The sequence below is a fragment of the Enterobacter vonholyi genome, from assembly GCF_040834095.1.
GTDB classification, from domain to species: domain Bacteria; phylum Pseudomonadota; class Gammaproteobacteria; order Enterobacterales; family Enterobacteriaceae; genus Enterobacter; species Enterobacter vonholyi.
This window is the reverse complement of the sequence record NZ_CP162152.1, coordinates 4,235,644-4,251,211: the sequence shown is the minus strand read 5'-3', so window position 1 is coordinate 4,251,211 and position 15,568 is coordinate 4,235,644. Positions and strand designations below refer to the sequence as shown.

Here is a 15,568-nt window from a genome sequence, read left to right as displayed (position 1 = left end):
TGGAAACCCAATGTTTCAGCAGAAAAAGGACTGGGAAACACGAGAAAACGCTTTTGCTGCTTTCTCTATGGGGCCGCTGACCGATTTCTGGCGGCAGCGTGAGGAAGATGAGTTTACGGGCGTCGGGGGCATCCCGGTGCGTTTCGTTCGTTTCCGAAATGAAAAAAATGACCGGGTGATTGTGGTCTGCCCTGGGCGTATTGAAAGCTACGTTAAATACGCTGAGCTGGCCTACGACCTGGTCCATATGGGGTTCGATGTCCTGATTATCGACCACCGTGGGCAGGGGCTGTCCGGACGTATGCTTCCGGACACGCACCGTGGGCACGTCGATCGCTTCAGCGATTACGTCGACGATTTTGCCGCGTTCTGGCAGCAGGACGTTCAGCCCGGGCCTTGGCGCAAGCGGTATATCCTTGCGCACTCCATGGGCGGCGCCATTTCGACGCTGTTTTTGCAGCGTTATGAACACCAGTGCGATGCCATTGCGCTGACCGCGCCGATGTACGGTATCGTTATCCGTTTTCCTGACTGGATGGTGCGCCATCTTCTTGACTGGGCTGAGGGCCATCAGCGCATTCGTGAAGGTTACGCCATAGGTACAGGACGCTGGCGCGCGCTGCCGTTCGCCATCAACGTCTTAACCCACAGCCGGCAGCGTTATCGCCGCAACCTGCGCTTCTATGCCGATGAACCGCGCTTACGCGTCGGCGGCCCGACCTGGCACTGGGTGCGGGAGGGTATTATGGCCGGTGAGCAGGTGCTGGCGGGCGTAGGCGATGATGATACGCCGACGCTTCTGATTCAGGCGGAAGAAGAGCGTGTGGTGGATAACCGCATGCATGACCGCTATTGTGAACTGCGCGCTGCTGCCGGTCACCCTTGTGAAGGGGGTAAACCGCTGGTCATTAACGGCGCGTTCCATGAGATCCTTTTTGAAAAGGACGCTATGCGCTCAGTCGCGCTCAACGCCATTGTTGAATTTTTCAACAGGCATAATTGATTTTTGTTTTCCACCAGAGGTTGAAATCCCTATGTACCAGGTTGTTGCATCTGATTTAGATGGCACGCTGCTTTCCCCCGACCACACCCTGTCGCCTTACGCGAAAGAGACCTTAAAACTCCTGACTGCACGTGGTGTGAACTTTGTGTTCGCTACCGGCCGCCACCACGTCGACGTGGGGCAGATCCGCGATAATCTCGAGATCAAATCGTACATGATCACCTCCAACGGTGCGCGCGTGCATGATACCGACGGCAACCTGATCTTTACCCACAACCTGGATCGCGATATTGCCGCCGATCTGTTTGGCGTGGTGCATAACAACCCGACTATCGTCACTAACGTTTACCGCGACGACGACTGGTTTATGAACCGCCACCGCCCGGATGAAATGCGTTTCTTCAAGGAAGCGGTATTCAACTACTCCCTTTACGAACCGGGCCTGCTGGAGCCGGAAGGGATCAGCAAGGTGTTCTTTACCTGTGATAGCCACGAAGAGCTGCTCCCGCTGGAACAGGCGATCAACGCTCGCTGGGGCGATCGCGTCAACGTAAGCTTCTCAACCCTGACCTGTCTTGAAGTGATGGCGGGTGGCGTCTCCAAAGGTCACGCGCTGGAAGCGGTTGCGAAACGCCTGGGCTTCGGGCTCAAAGACTGTATCGCCTTCGGTGACGGCATGAACGACGCCGAGATGCTTTCAATGGCAGGCAAGGGCTGCATCATGCAGAACGCGCACCAGCGTCTGAAGGATCTCCACCCTGAACTGGAAGTCATTGGTTCTAACGCTGACAACGCGGTACCGAAGTATCTGCGCAAGCTGTTCCTTGAATAATCTTCACTTGATTGTTTATTGCTCAGTTGTCAACTAAAGAGTTCGCTACAATGCCTCTCCTTCTTTCTGAGAGACAAGCATTGTGGCGCTACTCATTATCACCACTATCCTGTGGGCCTTCTCCTTTAGCCTGATTGGCGAATACCTTGCCGGTTCGGTCGACAGTTACTTCTCGGTGCTGATGCGTGTGGGGCTGGCGGCACTGGTGTTCCTGCCGTTTCTGCGCACGCGCGGACAGTCGCTGAAAACGATTGTGCTGTATATGCTGGTGGGGGCGATGCAGCTCGGCATCATGTATTTGTTCAGCTTCCGGGCTTACGTCTATCTGTCCGTCTCGGAATTCCTGCTCTTTACCGTGCTGACGCCGCTCTACATCACGCTGATTTACGATCTGCTGAGTAAACGCCGTCTGCGCTGGGGATACCTGCTGAGCGCGGCGCTGGCGGTGATTGGCGCGGCGATTATTCGCTACGACAAAGTAAGCGATCATTTCTGGACCGGGCTGATGTTCGTCCAGCTCGCCAACATCAGTTTCGCTATCGGCATGGTGGGCTACAAACGCCTGATGGAAACCCGTCCGATGCCGCAGCATAACGCGTTCGCATGGTTTTATATGGGCGCCGCGATTGTCGCGGTAGCGGCGTGGTTTATGCTCGGTAACCCGCAAAAGTTGCCGACTACGTCCGTGCAGTGGGGCGTGCTGATCTGGCTGGGCGTCGTGGCTTCCGGGTTGGGGTACTTCATGTGGAACTACGGCGCGACTCAGGTCGACGCCGGTACGCTGGGGATCATGAACAACGTGCATGTCCCGGCAGGGCTGCTGGTCAACCTCGCTATCTGGCAGCAACAGCCGCACTGGCCGAGCTTCCTTATTGGGGGAGCGGTGATCCTGGCTTCGCTGTGGGTCCATCGCCGATGGGTCGCTCCGCGCTCCGCACAAACGGAAGATGATCGCACGCGTGGTTCCGCGCTGAGCGAATAAACGCCTCCGTAATCGGCTGACGCTGCTCGCCATCGCGCACGGCAGCGTACAGCCGGCTCCACAGTCCTTCTCCCAGGGTTTTGGTCACCACCAGACCCTGGCGTTCAAAGCTCTCCACCACCCAGTGCGGCAGCGCCGCGATACCCATTCTGGCCGCCACCATCTGAATCAGCAGCAGGGTGTTATCCACGCTTTTTAGCTGCGGGCTAATGCCCGCGGGCTGCAGGAAGTGACGCCAGATATCCAGACGACTGCGCTGAACCGGGTAAATCAGCAGCGTTTCCGTCGCCAGGTCTTCCGGCGTGATGCGCGTTTTGGCCGCCAGCGGATGGTCCGGCGCCAGCACCAGGCGCACCTCATAATCAAACATCGGCGAATAGTGCAGGCCGCTGCGCGGCAGAATGTCAGAGGTCATGACCAGATCCAGCTCGCCCTGCTGCAGCGAAGGCTGCGGGTCGAACGTCACGCCGGATTTAAAGTCCATCTCCACCTGCGGCCACTTCTGGCGGAAGTTCTCAAGCGCGGGGGTCAGCCACTGAATACAGCTGTGGCACTCAATAGCGATACGCAGTTTGGTCTGCTGCGGTTCGTTACACGCCTGCAGCGCGCTCGCGATTTGCGGCAGAACCTGATTCGCCAGCTGAAGGAGAATTTCACCCTGCGGCGTAAAGCGTAGCGGCTGGCTTTTACGCACAAAAAGACGGAAGCCGAGGCGTTGTTCCAGATCGCTGAACTGGTGAGAAAGGGCGGACTGTGTCTGGTGCAGCGTGGCCGCAGCAGCCGCGAGCGAACCGCAGTTTCGCAACGCTTGTAGCGTTTTCAGGTGTTTAATCTCGATCATGAAAGTCCTTCACTTCGCCATGAACATTTTGCGCTTGAGGAATATACAGTACCTGCCAATTATAGAAGTGTAAACATCTGGACGTCTAAATAACGAATTTCACAAGGGGTACACCATGACAATCCGCAATCACACTCTCGGTTTCCCTCGCGTTGGCCTGCGTCGCGAGCTGAAAAAAGCGCAAGAAAGCTACTGGGCGGGTAACGCCACGCGTGAAGAGCTGCTGGCGGTGGGACGCGAGCTGCGCGCCCGCCACTGGGATCAGCAGAAGCAGGCGGGCATTGACCTGCTGCCGGTGGGCGATTTCGCCTGGTACGACCATGTTCTGACGACCAGCCTGCTGCTTGGCAACGTGCCGGCTCGTCATCAGAACAAAGATGGATCGGTAGATATCGATACCCTGTTCCGCATCGGCCGTGGCCGTGCGCCAACGGGTGAGCCAGCGGCAGCGGCGGAAATGACTAAGTGGTTTAACACTAACTATCACTATATGGTGCCGGAGTTCGTAAAAGGTCAGCAGTTTAAACTGACCTGGACGCAGCTTCTGGATGAAGTGGACGAAGCGCTGGCGCTGGGTCACCAGGTTAAACCCGTGCTGCTGGGGCCAGTGACCTATCTGTGGCTGGGGAAAGTCAAAGGCGAGCAGTTCGATCGTCTGAGCCTGCTGAAGGACATTCTGCCGGTCTACAAACAGGTGCTGATTGAGCTGGGCAAACGCGGCATTCAGTGGGTGCAAATCGACGAACCGGCGCTGGTGCTCGAGTTGCCTCAGGAATGGCTCGATGCCTTCAAACCGGCGTATGACGCGCTCACCGGGGAGGTGAAGCTGCTACTGACAACCTATTTCGAAGGCGTGACGCCGAACCTGAACACGATTACCGCGCTGCCGGTGCAGGGCCTGCACGTAGACCTTGTACACGGTAAAGATGATGTGACGGAGCTTCACAAGCGCCTGCCCGCAGACTGGCTGCTCTCCGCCGGTCTGGTGAATGGCCGTAACGTCTGGCGCGCCGATCTGACCGAGAAATACGCACAAATCAAAGACATCGTCGGTAAACGTGAGCTGTGGGTGGCCTCGTCCTGCTCGCTGCTGCACAGCCCGATCGACCTGAGCGTGGAAACCCGTCTCGACCCTGAAGTAAAGAGCTGGTTTGCCTTCGCGCTGCAAAAATGTGAAGAGCTGGCCCTGCTGCGTGACGCGCTGAACAGCGGCGACACGGCGGCAATTACCGAATGGAGCGCCCCGATCCGGGCGCGCCGCCACTCCGCGCGCGTGCATAACCCGGCGGTGGAAAAACGTCTGGCGGCCATCACCGCCCAGGACAGCCAGCGCCAGAGCCCGTATGAGGTGCGCGCCGAAGCCCAGCGCGCCCGCTTCAATCTGCCTGCGTGGCCGACCACGACGATTGGTTCCTTCCCGCAGACCACCGAGATCCGCGGCCTGCGTCTGGACTTTAAAAAGGGCAATCTGGATGCGAATCACTACCGCACCGGGATCGCGGAACACATCAAGCAGGCGATTATCGAGCAGGAACGCCTTGGGCTGGACGTGCTGGTGCACGGTGAAGCAGAGCGTAATGACATGGTGGAATACTTTGGCGAGCACCTGGACGGCTTCGTCTTTACCCAGAACGGCTGGGTGCAGAGCTATGGCTCCCGATGCGTGAAGCCGCCGGTGGTCATCGGTGACGTCAGCCGTCCGGAAGCGATCACGGTTGAGTGGGCGAAGTACGCCCAGTCCCTGACCGACAAGCCGGTGAAAGGCATGCTCACCGGTCCTGTGACCATTCTTTGCTGGTCCTTCCCGCGTGAAGACGTGACCCGTGAAACCATCGCCAAACAGATCGCCCTGGCGCTGCGTGATGAGGTGGCGGATCTGGAAGCCGCAGGCATTGGCATTATTCAGATTGACGAACCGGCCCTGCGCGAAGGTCTGCCGCTGCGTCGTAGCGACTGGGACGCCTACCTGCAGTGGGGCGTGGAGGCGTTCCGCATCAACGCCGCGGTGGCGAAGGACGACACTCAGATCCACACCCACATGTGTTATTGCGAATTTAACGACATCATGGATTCAATTGCCGCGCTGGACGCCGACGTGATCACTATTGAGACCTCGCGTTCAGATATGGAGCTGCTGGAGTCGTTTGAAGAATTCGACTACCCGAACGAAATCGGGCCGGGCGTGTACGACATCCACTCCCCGAACGTGCCGAGCGTGGAGTGGATTGAAGCCCTGCTGAAAAAAGCGGCCCAGCGTATTCCGGCAGAGCGTCTTTGGGTAAACCCGGACTGCGGACTGAAAACCCGCGGCTGGCCTGAAACCCGCGCAGCGCTGGCGAACATGGTGAAGGCAGCGCAGAATTTGCGTCAGGCGTAGGGGTATTGGATGGCCCGGTAAGGCGTAGCCGCCACCGGGCGTTTTTGTTATTACGCTTTCTTACCACCGTACTGGCTAAACCACGCCAGCATTCTCTGCCAGCCATCTTTTGCTGATTCCGCGTGATAGCTCGGACGATAATCGGCGTTAAACGCATGCCCGGCATCCGGGTACACCACAATCTCCGCCTTCGCATTGGCCGCACGCAGCGCATGGCGCATGGTTTCTACCGAATCCAGCGAAATACCGGTGTCCTGACCGCCATAAAGCCCTAACACGGGGGCATTTAACTCGGTGGCGATATCGACGGGATGTTTAGGCGAATTCAGCGTTTTTTCACCCACCAGTTTGCCGTACCAGGCGACAGCAGCTTTGAGCTGCGGGTTATGCGCGGCATACAGCCAGCTAATGCGACCGCCCCAGCAGAAACCGGTGACCAGCAGACGATGCGGATCGCCGCCGTTGCGCGCCGCCCAGCTGGTGACATGATCGAGATCGGCCAGCACCTGCGAGTCCGGGACTTTGCTGACCAGGTTGCTGAGCAATGTTGGAATATCACTGTAGTCGTTCGGATCGCCCTGACGGAAGTAGAGCTCTGGCGCAACGGCCAGATACCCTTCCAGCGCCAGCCGGCGGCAGAGGTCGCGAATGTGTTCGTGAACACCAAATATCTCCTGAATCACAATCACGATGGGTAGCGGACCCTCTGCCGATTTGGGTCGGGCGTGATAAGCAGGCATATTCTCCCCCTGCGAGGGAATAGAGGTCTCGCCCGCGGTAATTGCTGCTTCTGGAGTCGACACGATGGTTGAAGCATGTGGGGCCGCAGCAGGTGCAAAACCGGTTTTTTCAGTCATGGCATTCTCCGTACCAATGAGTTAGCGCAAAGGTAAATATAGACACCAGGTTAACAACTCACAGTGCCTTAAACGGTCTATCTTTTGTGCAGCACCTGGCGATATAACTTGTTAATGTGATGTAAATCACTTTTTTATGGAAATTCAATGTAACCATTTTCATTCATGGTGAGGTTCGTCACGAAAATATGCTTACTGCTTCTGTAAAGTACCGTTTTACTTCTTCTGACTAACCGACCCACAGAGGAGTCACCTATGTCTAAGTCTGATGTTTTTCATCTCGGCCTCACTAAAAACGATTTACAAGGGGCTACGCTCGCCATCGTCCCTGGCGATCCGGAGCGTGTGGAAAAGATCGCCGCGCTGATGGATAAGCCGGTCAAGCTGGCTGCCCATCGTGAGTTCACCACCTGGCGCGCAGAGCTGGATGGCAAAGCGGTGATCGTGTGCTCTACCGGTATCGGTGGTCCGTCTACGTCTATTGCTGTTGAAGAGCTGGCGCAGCTGGGTATCCGCACTTTCCTGCGTATCGGTACGACCGGCGCTATTCAGCCGCATATCAACGTCGGCGACGTTCTGGTCACGACCGCCTCCGTCCGTCTGGACGGCGCAAGCCTGCATTTTGCACCAATGGAATTCCCGGCAGTGGCTGATTTCGAATGTACCACCGCGCTGGTTGAAGCTGCGAAATCCGTAGGCGCAACCACTCACGTGGGCGTAACCGCGTCTTCCGACACCTTCTACCCGGGCCAGGAGCGTTACGATACCTTCTCAGGCCGCGTGGTTAGCCGTTTCAAAGGCTCAATGGAAGAGTGGCAGTCCATGGGTGTGATGAACTACGAAATGGAATCCGCAACGCTGCTGACCATGTGTGCAAGCCAGGGTCTGCGTGCCGGTATGGTGGCGGGCGTTATCGTCAACCGTACCCAGCAGGAGATCCCGAACGCCGAAACCATGAAGCAGACCGAAAGTCATGCAGTGAAAATCGTGGTGGAAGCAGCGCGTCGCCTGATCTAGTCCTCTCTTCTTAAATCAAAGGCCGACACGTTCGGCCTTTATTTTTTGCGTAGCGCCTCGCAGGAAAACCCTTTCAAACTGGACGTTTATACAGCACAATTCTATTTTGTGCGGATAATACGTTGATGCAGGGGGCATTGTGGATATCTCAATCCTGATTTACGCGGTGATTGCGTTGGTGAGCTTAGGGATTGGCTGGCTGATTTCCAGCTACCAGCATGCGCAGCAGAAGGCCGACCAGCTGGCTGAGCGAGAAGAGATGGTCGCAGATTTAAGCGCTATAAAACAGCAGCTTGCGCTGAGCGAACACTGGCGCGATGAGTGTGAGTTGCTCAACAACGAGCTGCGCAACCTGCGTGATATCAACACGTCACTGGAGGCCGATCTCCGCGAAGTGACCACACGCCTTGAATCCACCCAACTGCATGCGGAAGACAAAATCCGCCAGATGATCAACAGCGAGCAGCGTCTCAGCGAACAGTTTGAGAATCTCGCGAACCGCATTTTTGAGCACAGCAACCGCCGCGTTGACGAACAAAACCGCCAGAGCCTGAACAGTCTGCTGACGCCCCTGCGTGAACAGCTGGACGGCTTCCGCCGTCAGGTACAGGACAGCTTTGGTCAGGAAGCCCGCGAGCGGCATACCCTGGCGCATGAAATTCGCAATCTCCAGCAGCTGAATGCCCAGATGGCGCAGGAGGCGGTCAACCTCACCCGTGCGCTGAAAGGGGATAACAAAACCCAGGGCAACTGGGGAGAAGTGGTGCTGACCCGCGTCCTGGAAGCTTCAGGCCTTCGGGAAGGGTACGAATACGAAACGCAGGTGAGTATCGAAAACGATGCCCGCTCGCGCATGCAGCCGGATGTGATCGTGCGGCTGCCGCAGGGCAAAGATGTGGTGATTGACGCCAAGATGACGCTGGTAGCGTATGAGCGTTACTTCAACGCGGAGGATGACTACACCCGCGAATCGGCGCTTCAGGAGCACATTGCCTCGGTGCGTAATCACATTCGCCTGCTCGGCAGAAAAGACTACCAGCAGCTGCCGGGTCTGCGCTCGCTGGACTATGTCCTGATGTTTATTCCGGTAGAGCCCGCATTTCTGCTGGCACTCGACAGACAGCCTGAGCTTATAACCGAAGCGCTCAAAAATAATATTATGTTGGTCAGCCCCACCACGCTGCTGGTGGCGTTACGCACCATTGCGAACCTGTGGCGCTATGAGCACCAGAGTCGCAACGCGCAGCAGATTGCCGATCGTGCCAGCAAGCTGTACGACAAAATGCGCCTCTTTGTGGACGACATGTCTTCAGTCGGGCAAAGCCTGGATCGTGCGCAGGATAACTATCGCCAGGCGATGAAAAAACTCGCCTCCGGACGTGGCAATCTGCTGGCGCAGGCTGAATCATTCCGCAGCCTGGGGGTAGAAGTTAAACGCGAGATTAATCCGGAATTGGTCGAGCAGGCCACCGCCCAGGACGACGAGTTTCGCCTGCGAGAAGGGGCGAACGAACAAAAGACAAACAGTGAAGACAACACGTTAGCGGCGGATTCATCACCAGACGAGATTCCAGCGCGTTTTTTTCGCGGTGGTTGAAACGTAGGGCAAACGCGCCCAATCTGATACACTTCACGAACATTTTACTGATAAGCAGGCTCTAAGATGGCTGACGATTCACAAGACACAACGCACTTTGGCTTTCAGACTGTCGCCAAAGCGCAGAAAGCTGACATGGTGGCCCACGTATTTCATTCCGTGGCGGCGAAGTACGATGTGATGAATGACCTGATGTCGTTCGGCATTCATCGCTTGTGGAAGCGCTTCACCATTGACTGTAGCGGCGTGCGTCGCGGACAAACGGTGCTGGATTTAGCTGGCGGTACGGGCGATTTAACCGCGAAATTCTCTCGTCTGGTGGGTGAAACCGGCCGCGTTGTTCTCGCCGATATTAATGACTCCATGCTGAAAATGGGACGCGAAAAGCTGCGTAACATCGGCGTGGTGGGGAATGTGGAATATGTGCAGGCAAACGCCGAAGCGCTGCCGTTCCCGGACAATACCTTTGACTGCATCACTATCTCCTTCGGTCTGCGTAACGTGACCGATAAAGAAAAAGCGCTGCGCTCCATGTACCGCGTGCTGAAGCCGGGTGGACGCCTGCTGGTGCTTGAATTCTCCAAACCGATTATTGAGCCGCTGAGCAAAGCTTACGACGCCTATTCCTTCCACGTGCTGCCGCGCATCGGTGAGCTGGTGGCTAACGACGCTGAAAGCTACCGCTATCTGGCGGAATCTATCCGTATGCACCCGGATCAGGACACATTAAAAGCCATGATGCAGGATGCAGAATTTGAGAACGTTGAATATTTCAACCTGACGGCGGGTGTCGTCGCGCTGCATCGCGGTTACAAGTTCTGAGTGGAGGTGTCCCGTGCCCTTTAAGCCCTTAGTCACCGCAGGTATCGAAAACGTACTGAATGCCTTTCTCTATCGTGCTCCGGCGCTGAAAGCAGCGCGTCAGCGGCTAAACGGGAAGATATTACGTATTGTTTTAAAAGAGTTCTCGACGCCGCTTGTGCTGGTATTCAGCGAACGCCAGCTTGACGTTCTGGGGGCGTGGGAAGGTGAAGCTGACTGCTCGGTCATCACGCACATGAGCGTGCTGCCAAAACTGCGCGATCGCCAGCAATTAACGGCGCTTATCCGCAGCGGTGAGCTGGAGGTGGAAGGCGATATTCAGGTCGTGCAGAACTTCGTTGCTCTCACCGATCTGGCGGAGTTCGATCCGGCAGAGCTGCTCGCGCCTTTTATCGGCGACATTGCTGCCGAAGGCATCGGGAAAGCCCTTCATGGTGGCGCCTCCTTTGCGCGTAAAAGCCTCCAGCGCCAACAACGCTATGTGGCGGAAGTGATGACTGAGGAGTGGCGAATGGCGCCCGGGCCACTGGAAGTTGCATGGTTTGCGGAAGAGACCGCTGCTGTTGAACGCGCGGTTGATGCGTTTACCAAACGGCTGGAAAAACTGGAGGGCAAATGACGCCTGGTGAAATTCGGCGCCTCTATTTTATTATTCGCACCTTTTTGAGCTACGGGCTCGACGAGCTTATTCCCAAAATGCGCATCACGCTGCCGCTTCGCATCTGGCGGCGGATGCTGTTCTGGATGCCCAATCGCCACAAAGGTCAACCGCTGGGTGAGCGTCTGCGCCTGGCGCTGCAGGAACTCGGTCCGGTATGGATTAAATTCGGGCAGATGCTCTCGACCCGCCGCGACCTCTTCCCGCCTCTCATTGCCGATGAGCTCGCAATGCTTCAGGACCGCGTCGCACCCTTTGACGGCGCGCGCGCGAAAAAGCAAATTGAAGAGGCGATGGGAAATGTACCCGTCGAAACCTGGTTTGACGATTTCGATATTCAGCCGCTGGCGTCGGCCTCTATCGCGCAGGTGCACACCGCGCGTTTGAAAGAAAACGGCAAAGAAGTCGTTATCAAAGTTATTCGTCCGGACATCCTGCCAGTCATCAAAGCGGACATGAAGCTGATTTATCGTCTGGCGCGCTGGGTGCCACGCTTGCTGCCGGACGGGCGCCGCCTTCGTCCACTGGAAGTGGTGCGGGAATATGAAAAAACGCTGATTGATGAGCTTAACCTGCTGCGCGAATCGGCAAACGCCATTCAGCTGCGCCGCAACTTTGAAAACAGCCCGATGCTCTATGTACCTGAAGTCTATTCTGACTACTGCAGCCAGAACATGATGGTGATGGAGCGTATCTACGGTATTCCGGTTTCGGATGTCGTAGCCCTGGAGAAGCAGGGAACAAACATGAAGCTCCTGGCCGAACGTGGCGTACAGGTCTTCTTTACCCAGGTATTCCGCGACAGCTTTTTCCATGCGGACATGCATCCGGGCAATATCTTTGTAAGCTACGAACACCCTGAGGACCCGAAATATATCGGTATCGACTGCGGGATTGTGGGGTCGCTGAACAAAGAGGATAAGCGGTATCTGGCTGAGAACTTCATCGCGTTCTTCAACCGCGACTACCGTAAGGTGGCCGAGCTGCACGTCGATTCCGGCTGGGTGCCGCCGGACACTAACGTCGAAGAGTTCGAGTTTGCGATCCGAACCGTTTGTGAACCGATTTTTGAAAAACCACTGGCGGAAATCTCCTTTGGGCACGTACTGTTGAACCTGTTCAACACGGCTCGCCGGTTTAATATGGAAGTTCAGCCACAGCTAGTTTTACTCCAGAAAACATTACTTTACGTTGAGGGTGTAGGCCGACAGCTCTATCCTCAGTTAGACTTGTGGAAGACTGCGAAACCTTTCCTTGAATCCTGGATTAAGGATCAGGTTGGCATTCCGGCGCTGGTGCGCTCGCTGAAAGAGAAGGGCCCGTTCTGGATAGAAAAAATGCCTGAAATTCCCGAACTGGTTTATGACAGTTTGCGTCAGAGCAAGAACCTTCAGCACAGCATGGATAAAATCGCCCGCGAGCTTCAGTCCAGCCGTGTTCGCCAGGGACAGTCCCGCTATCTCTTTGGGATTGGCGCAACGCTGCTGCTGAGCGGTACGCTGCTGCTGATCAACCGTCCGGACTGGCAGATGATGCCAGCCTGGCTGATGGCTGGCGGGGTGGTAGTCTGGCTTGCCGGATGGCGAAAAACGCGCTGAGTTTGCGTCGCCATCGATGGGTCGCATACGTATAATGCGACCTGACTCATTAATCATCTATCCCTGAGGAACATGTATGGGTGGTATCAGTATCTGGCAATTGTTGATCATTGCCGTCATCGTCGTGCTGCTGTTTGGCACCAAAAAGCTCGGTTCTATTGGTTCCGATCTGGGCGCGTCTATCAAAGGCTTTAAGAAAGCGATGAGCGATGATGAGAGCAAGCAGGATAAAACCAGCCAGGACGCTGACTTTACTGCTAAATCCATCTCCGACAAGCAAGAAGAAGCCAAAAAGGAAGACGCCAAACGCCACGATAAAGAGCAGGTATAAGTCGTGTTTGACATTGGTTTTGGTGAGCTGCTGCTGGTCTTTGTGATTGGCCTGATCGTGCTGGGGCCGCAGCGTCTGCCGGTGGCGGTGAAAACCGTTGCGGGCTGGGTGCGTGCGCTGAGATCGCTGGCATCGACCGTTCAGAATGAGCTGGCGCAGGAGCTTAAGCTGCAGGAATTTCAGGAAAGCCTCAAAAAGGTCGAGAAGGCGAGCATGGATAATCTGACGCCGGAACTGAAAGCCTCAATGGATGAACTGCGTGAAGCGGCGGAATCCATGAAGCGCTCTTACAGCGTCAACGATCCTGAAAAAGCGAGCGATGAAGCGAACACTATCCATAACCCGGTGGTGAAGGGCAGCGAGGAGCAGCGCGAGGGCGTAACGCCTGCCAGCGCTGAACATCAGGCTGCTGCGCCAGAACAGACGCCGCAGGAAACCGAAGTGAAAAAACAGGCGCAGCCGGAAGAACCGGTAACTAAAACGGCGGAAGTAAAGCCCGCTGCGTCCGTTTCCGAATCATCCCCCTCGTCGAGTGATAAAGCGTAAACATGGCAGTAGATGATACTCAACCGCTGATTACGCACCTCATAGAGCTGCGTAAGCGCCTGTTAAACTGCATTATTGCAGTTTTCGTTATTTTTCTATGCCTGGTTTATTTCGCCAACGATATCTACCAGGTTGTCTCTGCACCATTAATTAAGCAGATGCCGCTGGGCGCAACGATGATTGCGACGGATGTGGCTTCTCCGTTCTTTACCCCCATCAAGCTGACCTTCTGGGTGTCGTTGATAGCCTCTGCGCCCGTCATTCTTTACCAGGTATGGGCGTTTGTGGCGCCCGCGCTGTATAAACACGAACGCAAGCTGGTTATCCCGCTGCTGGTGTCCAGCTCGCTGCTGTTCTATATCGGCATGGCGTTTGCCTATTTCGTTGTCTTCCCGCTGGCCTTCGGCTTCCTGACGCATACCGCGCCGGAAGGGGTCCAGGTGTCGACGGATATTGCCAGCTACCTCAGCTTTGTGATGGCGCTGTTTATGGCGTTTGGCGTGGCATTCGAAGTGCCGGTGGCCATTGTGCTGCTTTGCTGGGTAGGGGTTACGACCCCGGATGACCTGCGTAAGAAGCGTCCGTATATTCTGGTGGGCGCCTTCGTGGTCGGCATGCTGCTAACGCCGCCGGATGTGTTCTCGCAGACGCTGCTGGCCATACCGATGTACTGTCTGTTTGAGGTCGGCGTTTTCTTCTCGCGTTTCTACGTGGGTAAAGGACATCGAGCGGATGACGAAGACGATACGTCCGACAAGACCACTGAAGAGTAAAACCAGCCGCCCGTGAGGGCGGTTGTTATATGGGGATTTGCATGTTTGATATCGGACTCAACCTGACCAGCTCGCAGTTTGCGAAAGATCGTGATGAGGTGGTTGCGCGTGCATTTGCCGCCGGGGTGAAAGGACTGCTGCTGACGGGCACCAACCTGCATGAGAGCGAGCAGGCGCAGCAGCTGGCGCAACGATACGATCGCTGTTGGTCTACTGCTGGCGTGCATCCTCACGACAGCAGCCAGTGGACCGCGCAAAGTGGCGACACTCTACGCAGGCTGGCAAAGACACCAGAAGTGGTGGCGATTGGCGAGTGCGGCCTCGATTTCAACCGTAACTTTTCCACGCCTGAAGAGCAGGAAAAGGCATTCACTGCCCAGCTTGCGCTAGCGGCAGAGCTTGAAATGCCCGTATTTATGCACTGCCGCGACGCGCATGAGCGTTTTCTGACTCTGCTTGATCCGTGGCTCGATAAACTGCCCGGCGCGGTGCTGCACTGCTTCACCGGCTCACGGCAGGAAGCGCTGGAATGCCTGGAGCGCGGGCTTTATCTGGGGATTACCGGTTGGGTTTGCGATGAGCGCCGCGGGCTTGAGCTTCGGGAGCTGTTGCCAGCGATCCCGGCCGACCGGTTGCTCCTTGAAACGGACGCACCTTATCTGCTGCCGCGCGATATGAAACCCAAACCGGCATCGCGACGAAATGAGCCCGCTTATCTGGGGCACATTATTGAGAGCGTCGCGAAGCGGCGCGGAGACGATCCGCACTGGCTTTCGGCACAGACGGATGACAACGTGCGTAAGCTGTTCGGGATAAATGTTTAAAGTTTACGGAAGTCGGTGTTTTTAACACTCTGCAGCACCTGCTTGTTCAGCAGATTAAGCAACAGCATAGAGCGCGCTTCCCCGTCCGGCTCGGCAAAAATCGCCTGCAGGCCTTCAAAAGCCCCTTCGGTAATCACGACGCTATCGCCCGTATAGGGTGTTTCCGGGTCGGTGAGACCTTCGGGCTGTTGATATATCGACAGCTGATGAATAACCGTCGACGGAACTGTTGCCGGGTGGGCACCAAAACGAACGAAGTGGCTGACGCCGCGCGTTGCGCTGATGGTGGTGGTGTGGATGACTTCCGGGTCGAATTCCACGAAGAGGTAGTTCGGGAACAACGGCTCGCTGACGGTTGTGCGCTTCCCGCGCTGCATTTTTTCAAGCGTGATCACGGGCGTCAGGCAATTTACAGACTGACGTTCAAGATGTTCCTGCGCGCGCTGAAGTTGCCCGCGTTTGCAATACAGTAAATACCAGGCCTGCATAATCACTCTTTCCCTTAGTTCG

General features: G+C 56.2%; 16 protein-coding genes. 13 read left to right on the top strand and 3 right to left on the bottom strand.

The window, feature by feature from the left end; translation table 11 throughout:
- Positions 1-10 precede the first annotated feature (10 nt).
- From pldB to AB3N39_RS19975, 3 genes are all read left to right on the top strand, one after another.
- On the top strand, positions 11-1,003 hold the full coding sequence (gene pldB / locus AB3N39_RS19985) for a lysophospholipase L2 (protein WP_111963538.1): 993 nt from the start codon (positions 11-13) through the stop codon (positions 1,001-1,003).
- 31 nt (positions 1,004-1,034) lie between these two features.
- Positions 1,035-1,835: a sugar/pyridoxal phosphate phosphatase YigL gene (gene yigL, locus AB3N39_RS19980; RefSeq protein WP_136196058.1), complete on the top strand. Its 801-nt coding sequence runs from the start codon at positions 1,035-1,037 to the stop codon at positions 1,833-1,835.
- A gap of 82 nt (positions 1,836-1,917) precedes the next feature.
- A complete protein-coding gene (locus AB3N39_RS19975) occupies positions 1,918-2,817 on the top strand; it encodes a carboxylate/amino acid/amine transporter (RefSeq protein ID WP_133295315.1) in 900 nt (299 codons plus the stop codon).
- Here AB3N39_RS19975 and metR read toward each other — a convergent pair.
- Positions 2,705-3,658, bottom strand: coding sequence for an HTH-type transcriptional regulator MetR (gene metR, locus AB3N39_RS19970; protein ID WP_045357166.1), 954 nt, complete (start codon positions 3,656-3,658; stop codon positions 2,705-2,707). The two genes, AB3N39_RS19975 and metR, sit on opposite strands and share 113 nt — an antisense overlap.
- A 115-nt stretch (positions 3,659-3,773) precedes the next feature.
- Here metR and metE point away from each other — a divergent pair, with 115 nt between their 5' ends.
- Entirely contained in the window at positions 3,774-6,035 is a 2,262-nt protein-coding gene (gene metE / locus AB3N39_RS19965; protein WP_111963540.1) for a 5-methyltetrahydropteroyltriglutamate--homocysteine S-methyltransferase, read from the top strand.
- A gap of 50 nt (positions 6,036-6,085) precedes the next feature.
- On the opposite strand, the gene AB3N39_RS19960 is transcribed toward metE, so the two are convergent.
- Entirely contained in the window at positions 6,086-6,892 is an 807-nt protein-coding gene (locus AB3N39_RS19960; protein ID WP_367896970.1) for a dienelactone hydrolase family protein, read from the bottom strand.
- 255 nt (positions 6,893-7,147) lie between these two features.
- Here AB3N39_RS19960 and udp point away from each other — a divergent pair, with 255 nt between their 5' ends.
- From udp to tatD, 9 genes are all read left to right on the top strand, one after another.
- Positions 7,148-7,909 carry a uridine phosphorylase gene (gene udp / locus AB3N39_RS19955; RefSeq protein ID WP_003860792.1) on the top strand — a complete coding sequence of 254 codons (762 nt, stop codon included), beginning with the start codon at positions 7,148-7,150 and terminating at the stop codon, positions 7,907-7,909.
- 139 nt (positions 7,910-8,048) lie between these two features.
- Complete coding sequence (gene rmuC / locus AB3N39_RS19950; protein ID WP_136196055.1) at positions 8,049-9,506, top strand: DNA recombination protein RmuC; 1,458 nt, start codon at positions 8,049-8,051, stop codon at positions 9,504-9,506.
- A gap of 66 nt (positions 9,507-9,572) precedes the next feature.
- Positions 9,573-10,328 (top strand): bifunctional demethylmenaquinone methyltransferase/2-methoxy-6-polyprenyl-1,4-benzoquinol methylase UbiE, encoded by a 756-nt coding sequence (gene ubiE, locus AB3N39_RS19945; protein ID WP_023309612.1) that lies wholly within the window; start codon positions 9,573-9,575, stop codon positions 10,326-10,328.
- Between the two features lie 13 nt (positions 10,329-10,341).
- Positions 10,342-10,947 carry a ubiquinone biosynthesis protein UbiJ gene (gene ubiJ / locus AB3N39_RS19940; protein WP_126304516.1) on the top strand — a complete coding sequence of 202 codons (606 nt, stop codon included), beginning with the start codon at positions 10,342-10,344 and terminating at the stop codon, positions 10,945-10,947.
- Positions 10,944-12,584 (top strand): ubiquinone biosynthesis regulatory protein kinase UbiB, encoded by a 1,641-nt coding sequence (gene ubiB / locus AB3N39_RS19935; RefSeq protein WP_111963544.1) that lies wholly within the window; start codon positions 10,944-10,946, stop codon positions 12,582-12,584. Before ubiJ ends, ubiB begins: the two co-directional genes overlap by 4 nt.
- 76 nt (positions 12,585-12,660) lie before the next feature.
- Positions 12,661-12,915 (top strand): Sec-independent protein translocase subunit TatA, encoded by a 255-nt coding sequence (tatA, locus tag AB3N39_RS19930; protein WP_020882874.1) that lies wholly within the window; start codon positions 12,661-12,663, stop codon positions 12,913-12,915.
- Positions 12,916-12,918: 3 nt separating this feature from the next.
- Positions 12,919-13,461 (top strand): Sec-independent protein translocase protein TatB, encoded by a 543-nt coding sequence (gene tatB / locus AB3N39_RS19925; protein WP_143345646.1) that lies wholly within the window; start codon positions 12,919-12,921, stop codon positions 13,459-13,461.
- Between the two features lie 2 nt (positions 13,462-13,463).
- Positions 13,464-14,234 carry a Sec-independent protein translocase subunit TatC gene (tatC, locus tag AB3N39_RS19920; RefSeq protein WP_252093697.1) on the top strand — a complete coding sequence of 257 codons (771 nt, stop codon included), beginning with the start codon at positions 13,464-13,466 and terminating at the stop codon, positions 14,232-14,234.
- A 41-nt stretch (positions 14,235-14,275) separates the two neighbouring features.
- Positions 14,276-15,058, top strand: coding sequence for a 3'-5' ssDNA/RNA exonuclease TatD (tatD, locus tag AB3N39_RS19915; protein ID WP_111963547.1), 783 nt, complete (start codon positions 14,276-14,278; stop codon positions 15,056-15,058).
- Here the strand turns inward: tatD and rfaH are convergent.
- Complete coding sequence (gene rfaH / locus AB3N39_RS19910; RefSeq protein ID WP_111963548.1) at positions 15,055-15,546, bottom strand: transcription/translation regulatory transformer protein RfaH; 492 nt, start codon at positions 15,544-15,546, stop codon at positions 15,055-15,057. The two genes, tatD and rfaH, sit on opposite strands and share 4 nt — an antisense overlap.
- Positions 15,547-15,568: the final 22 nt, after the last annotated feature.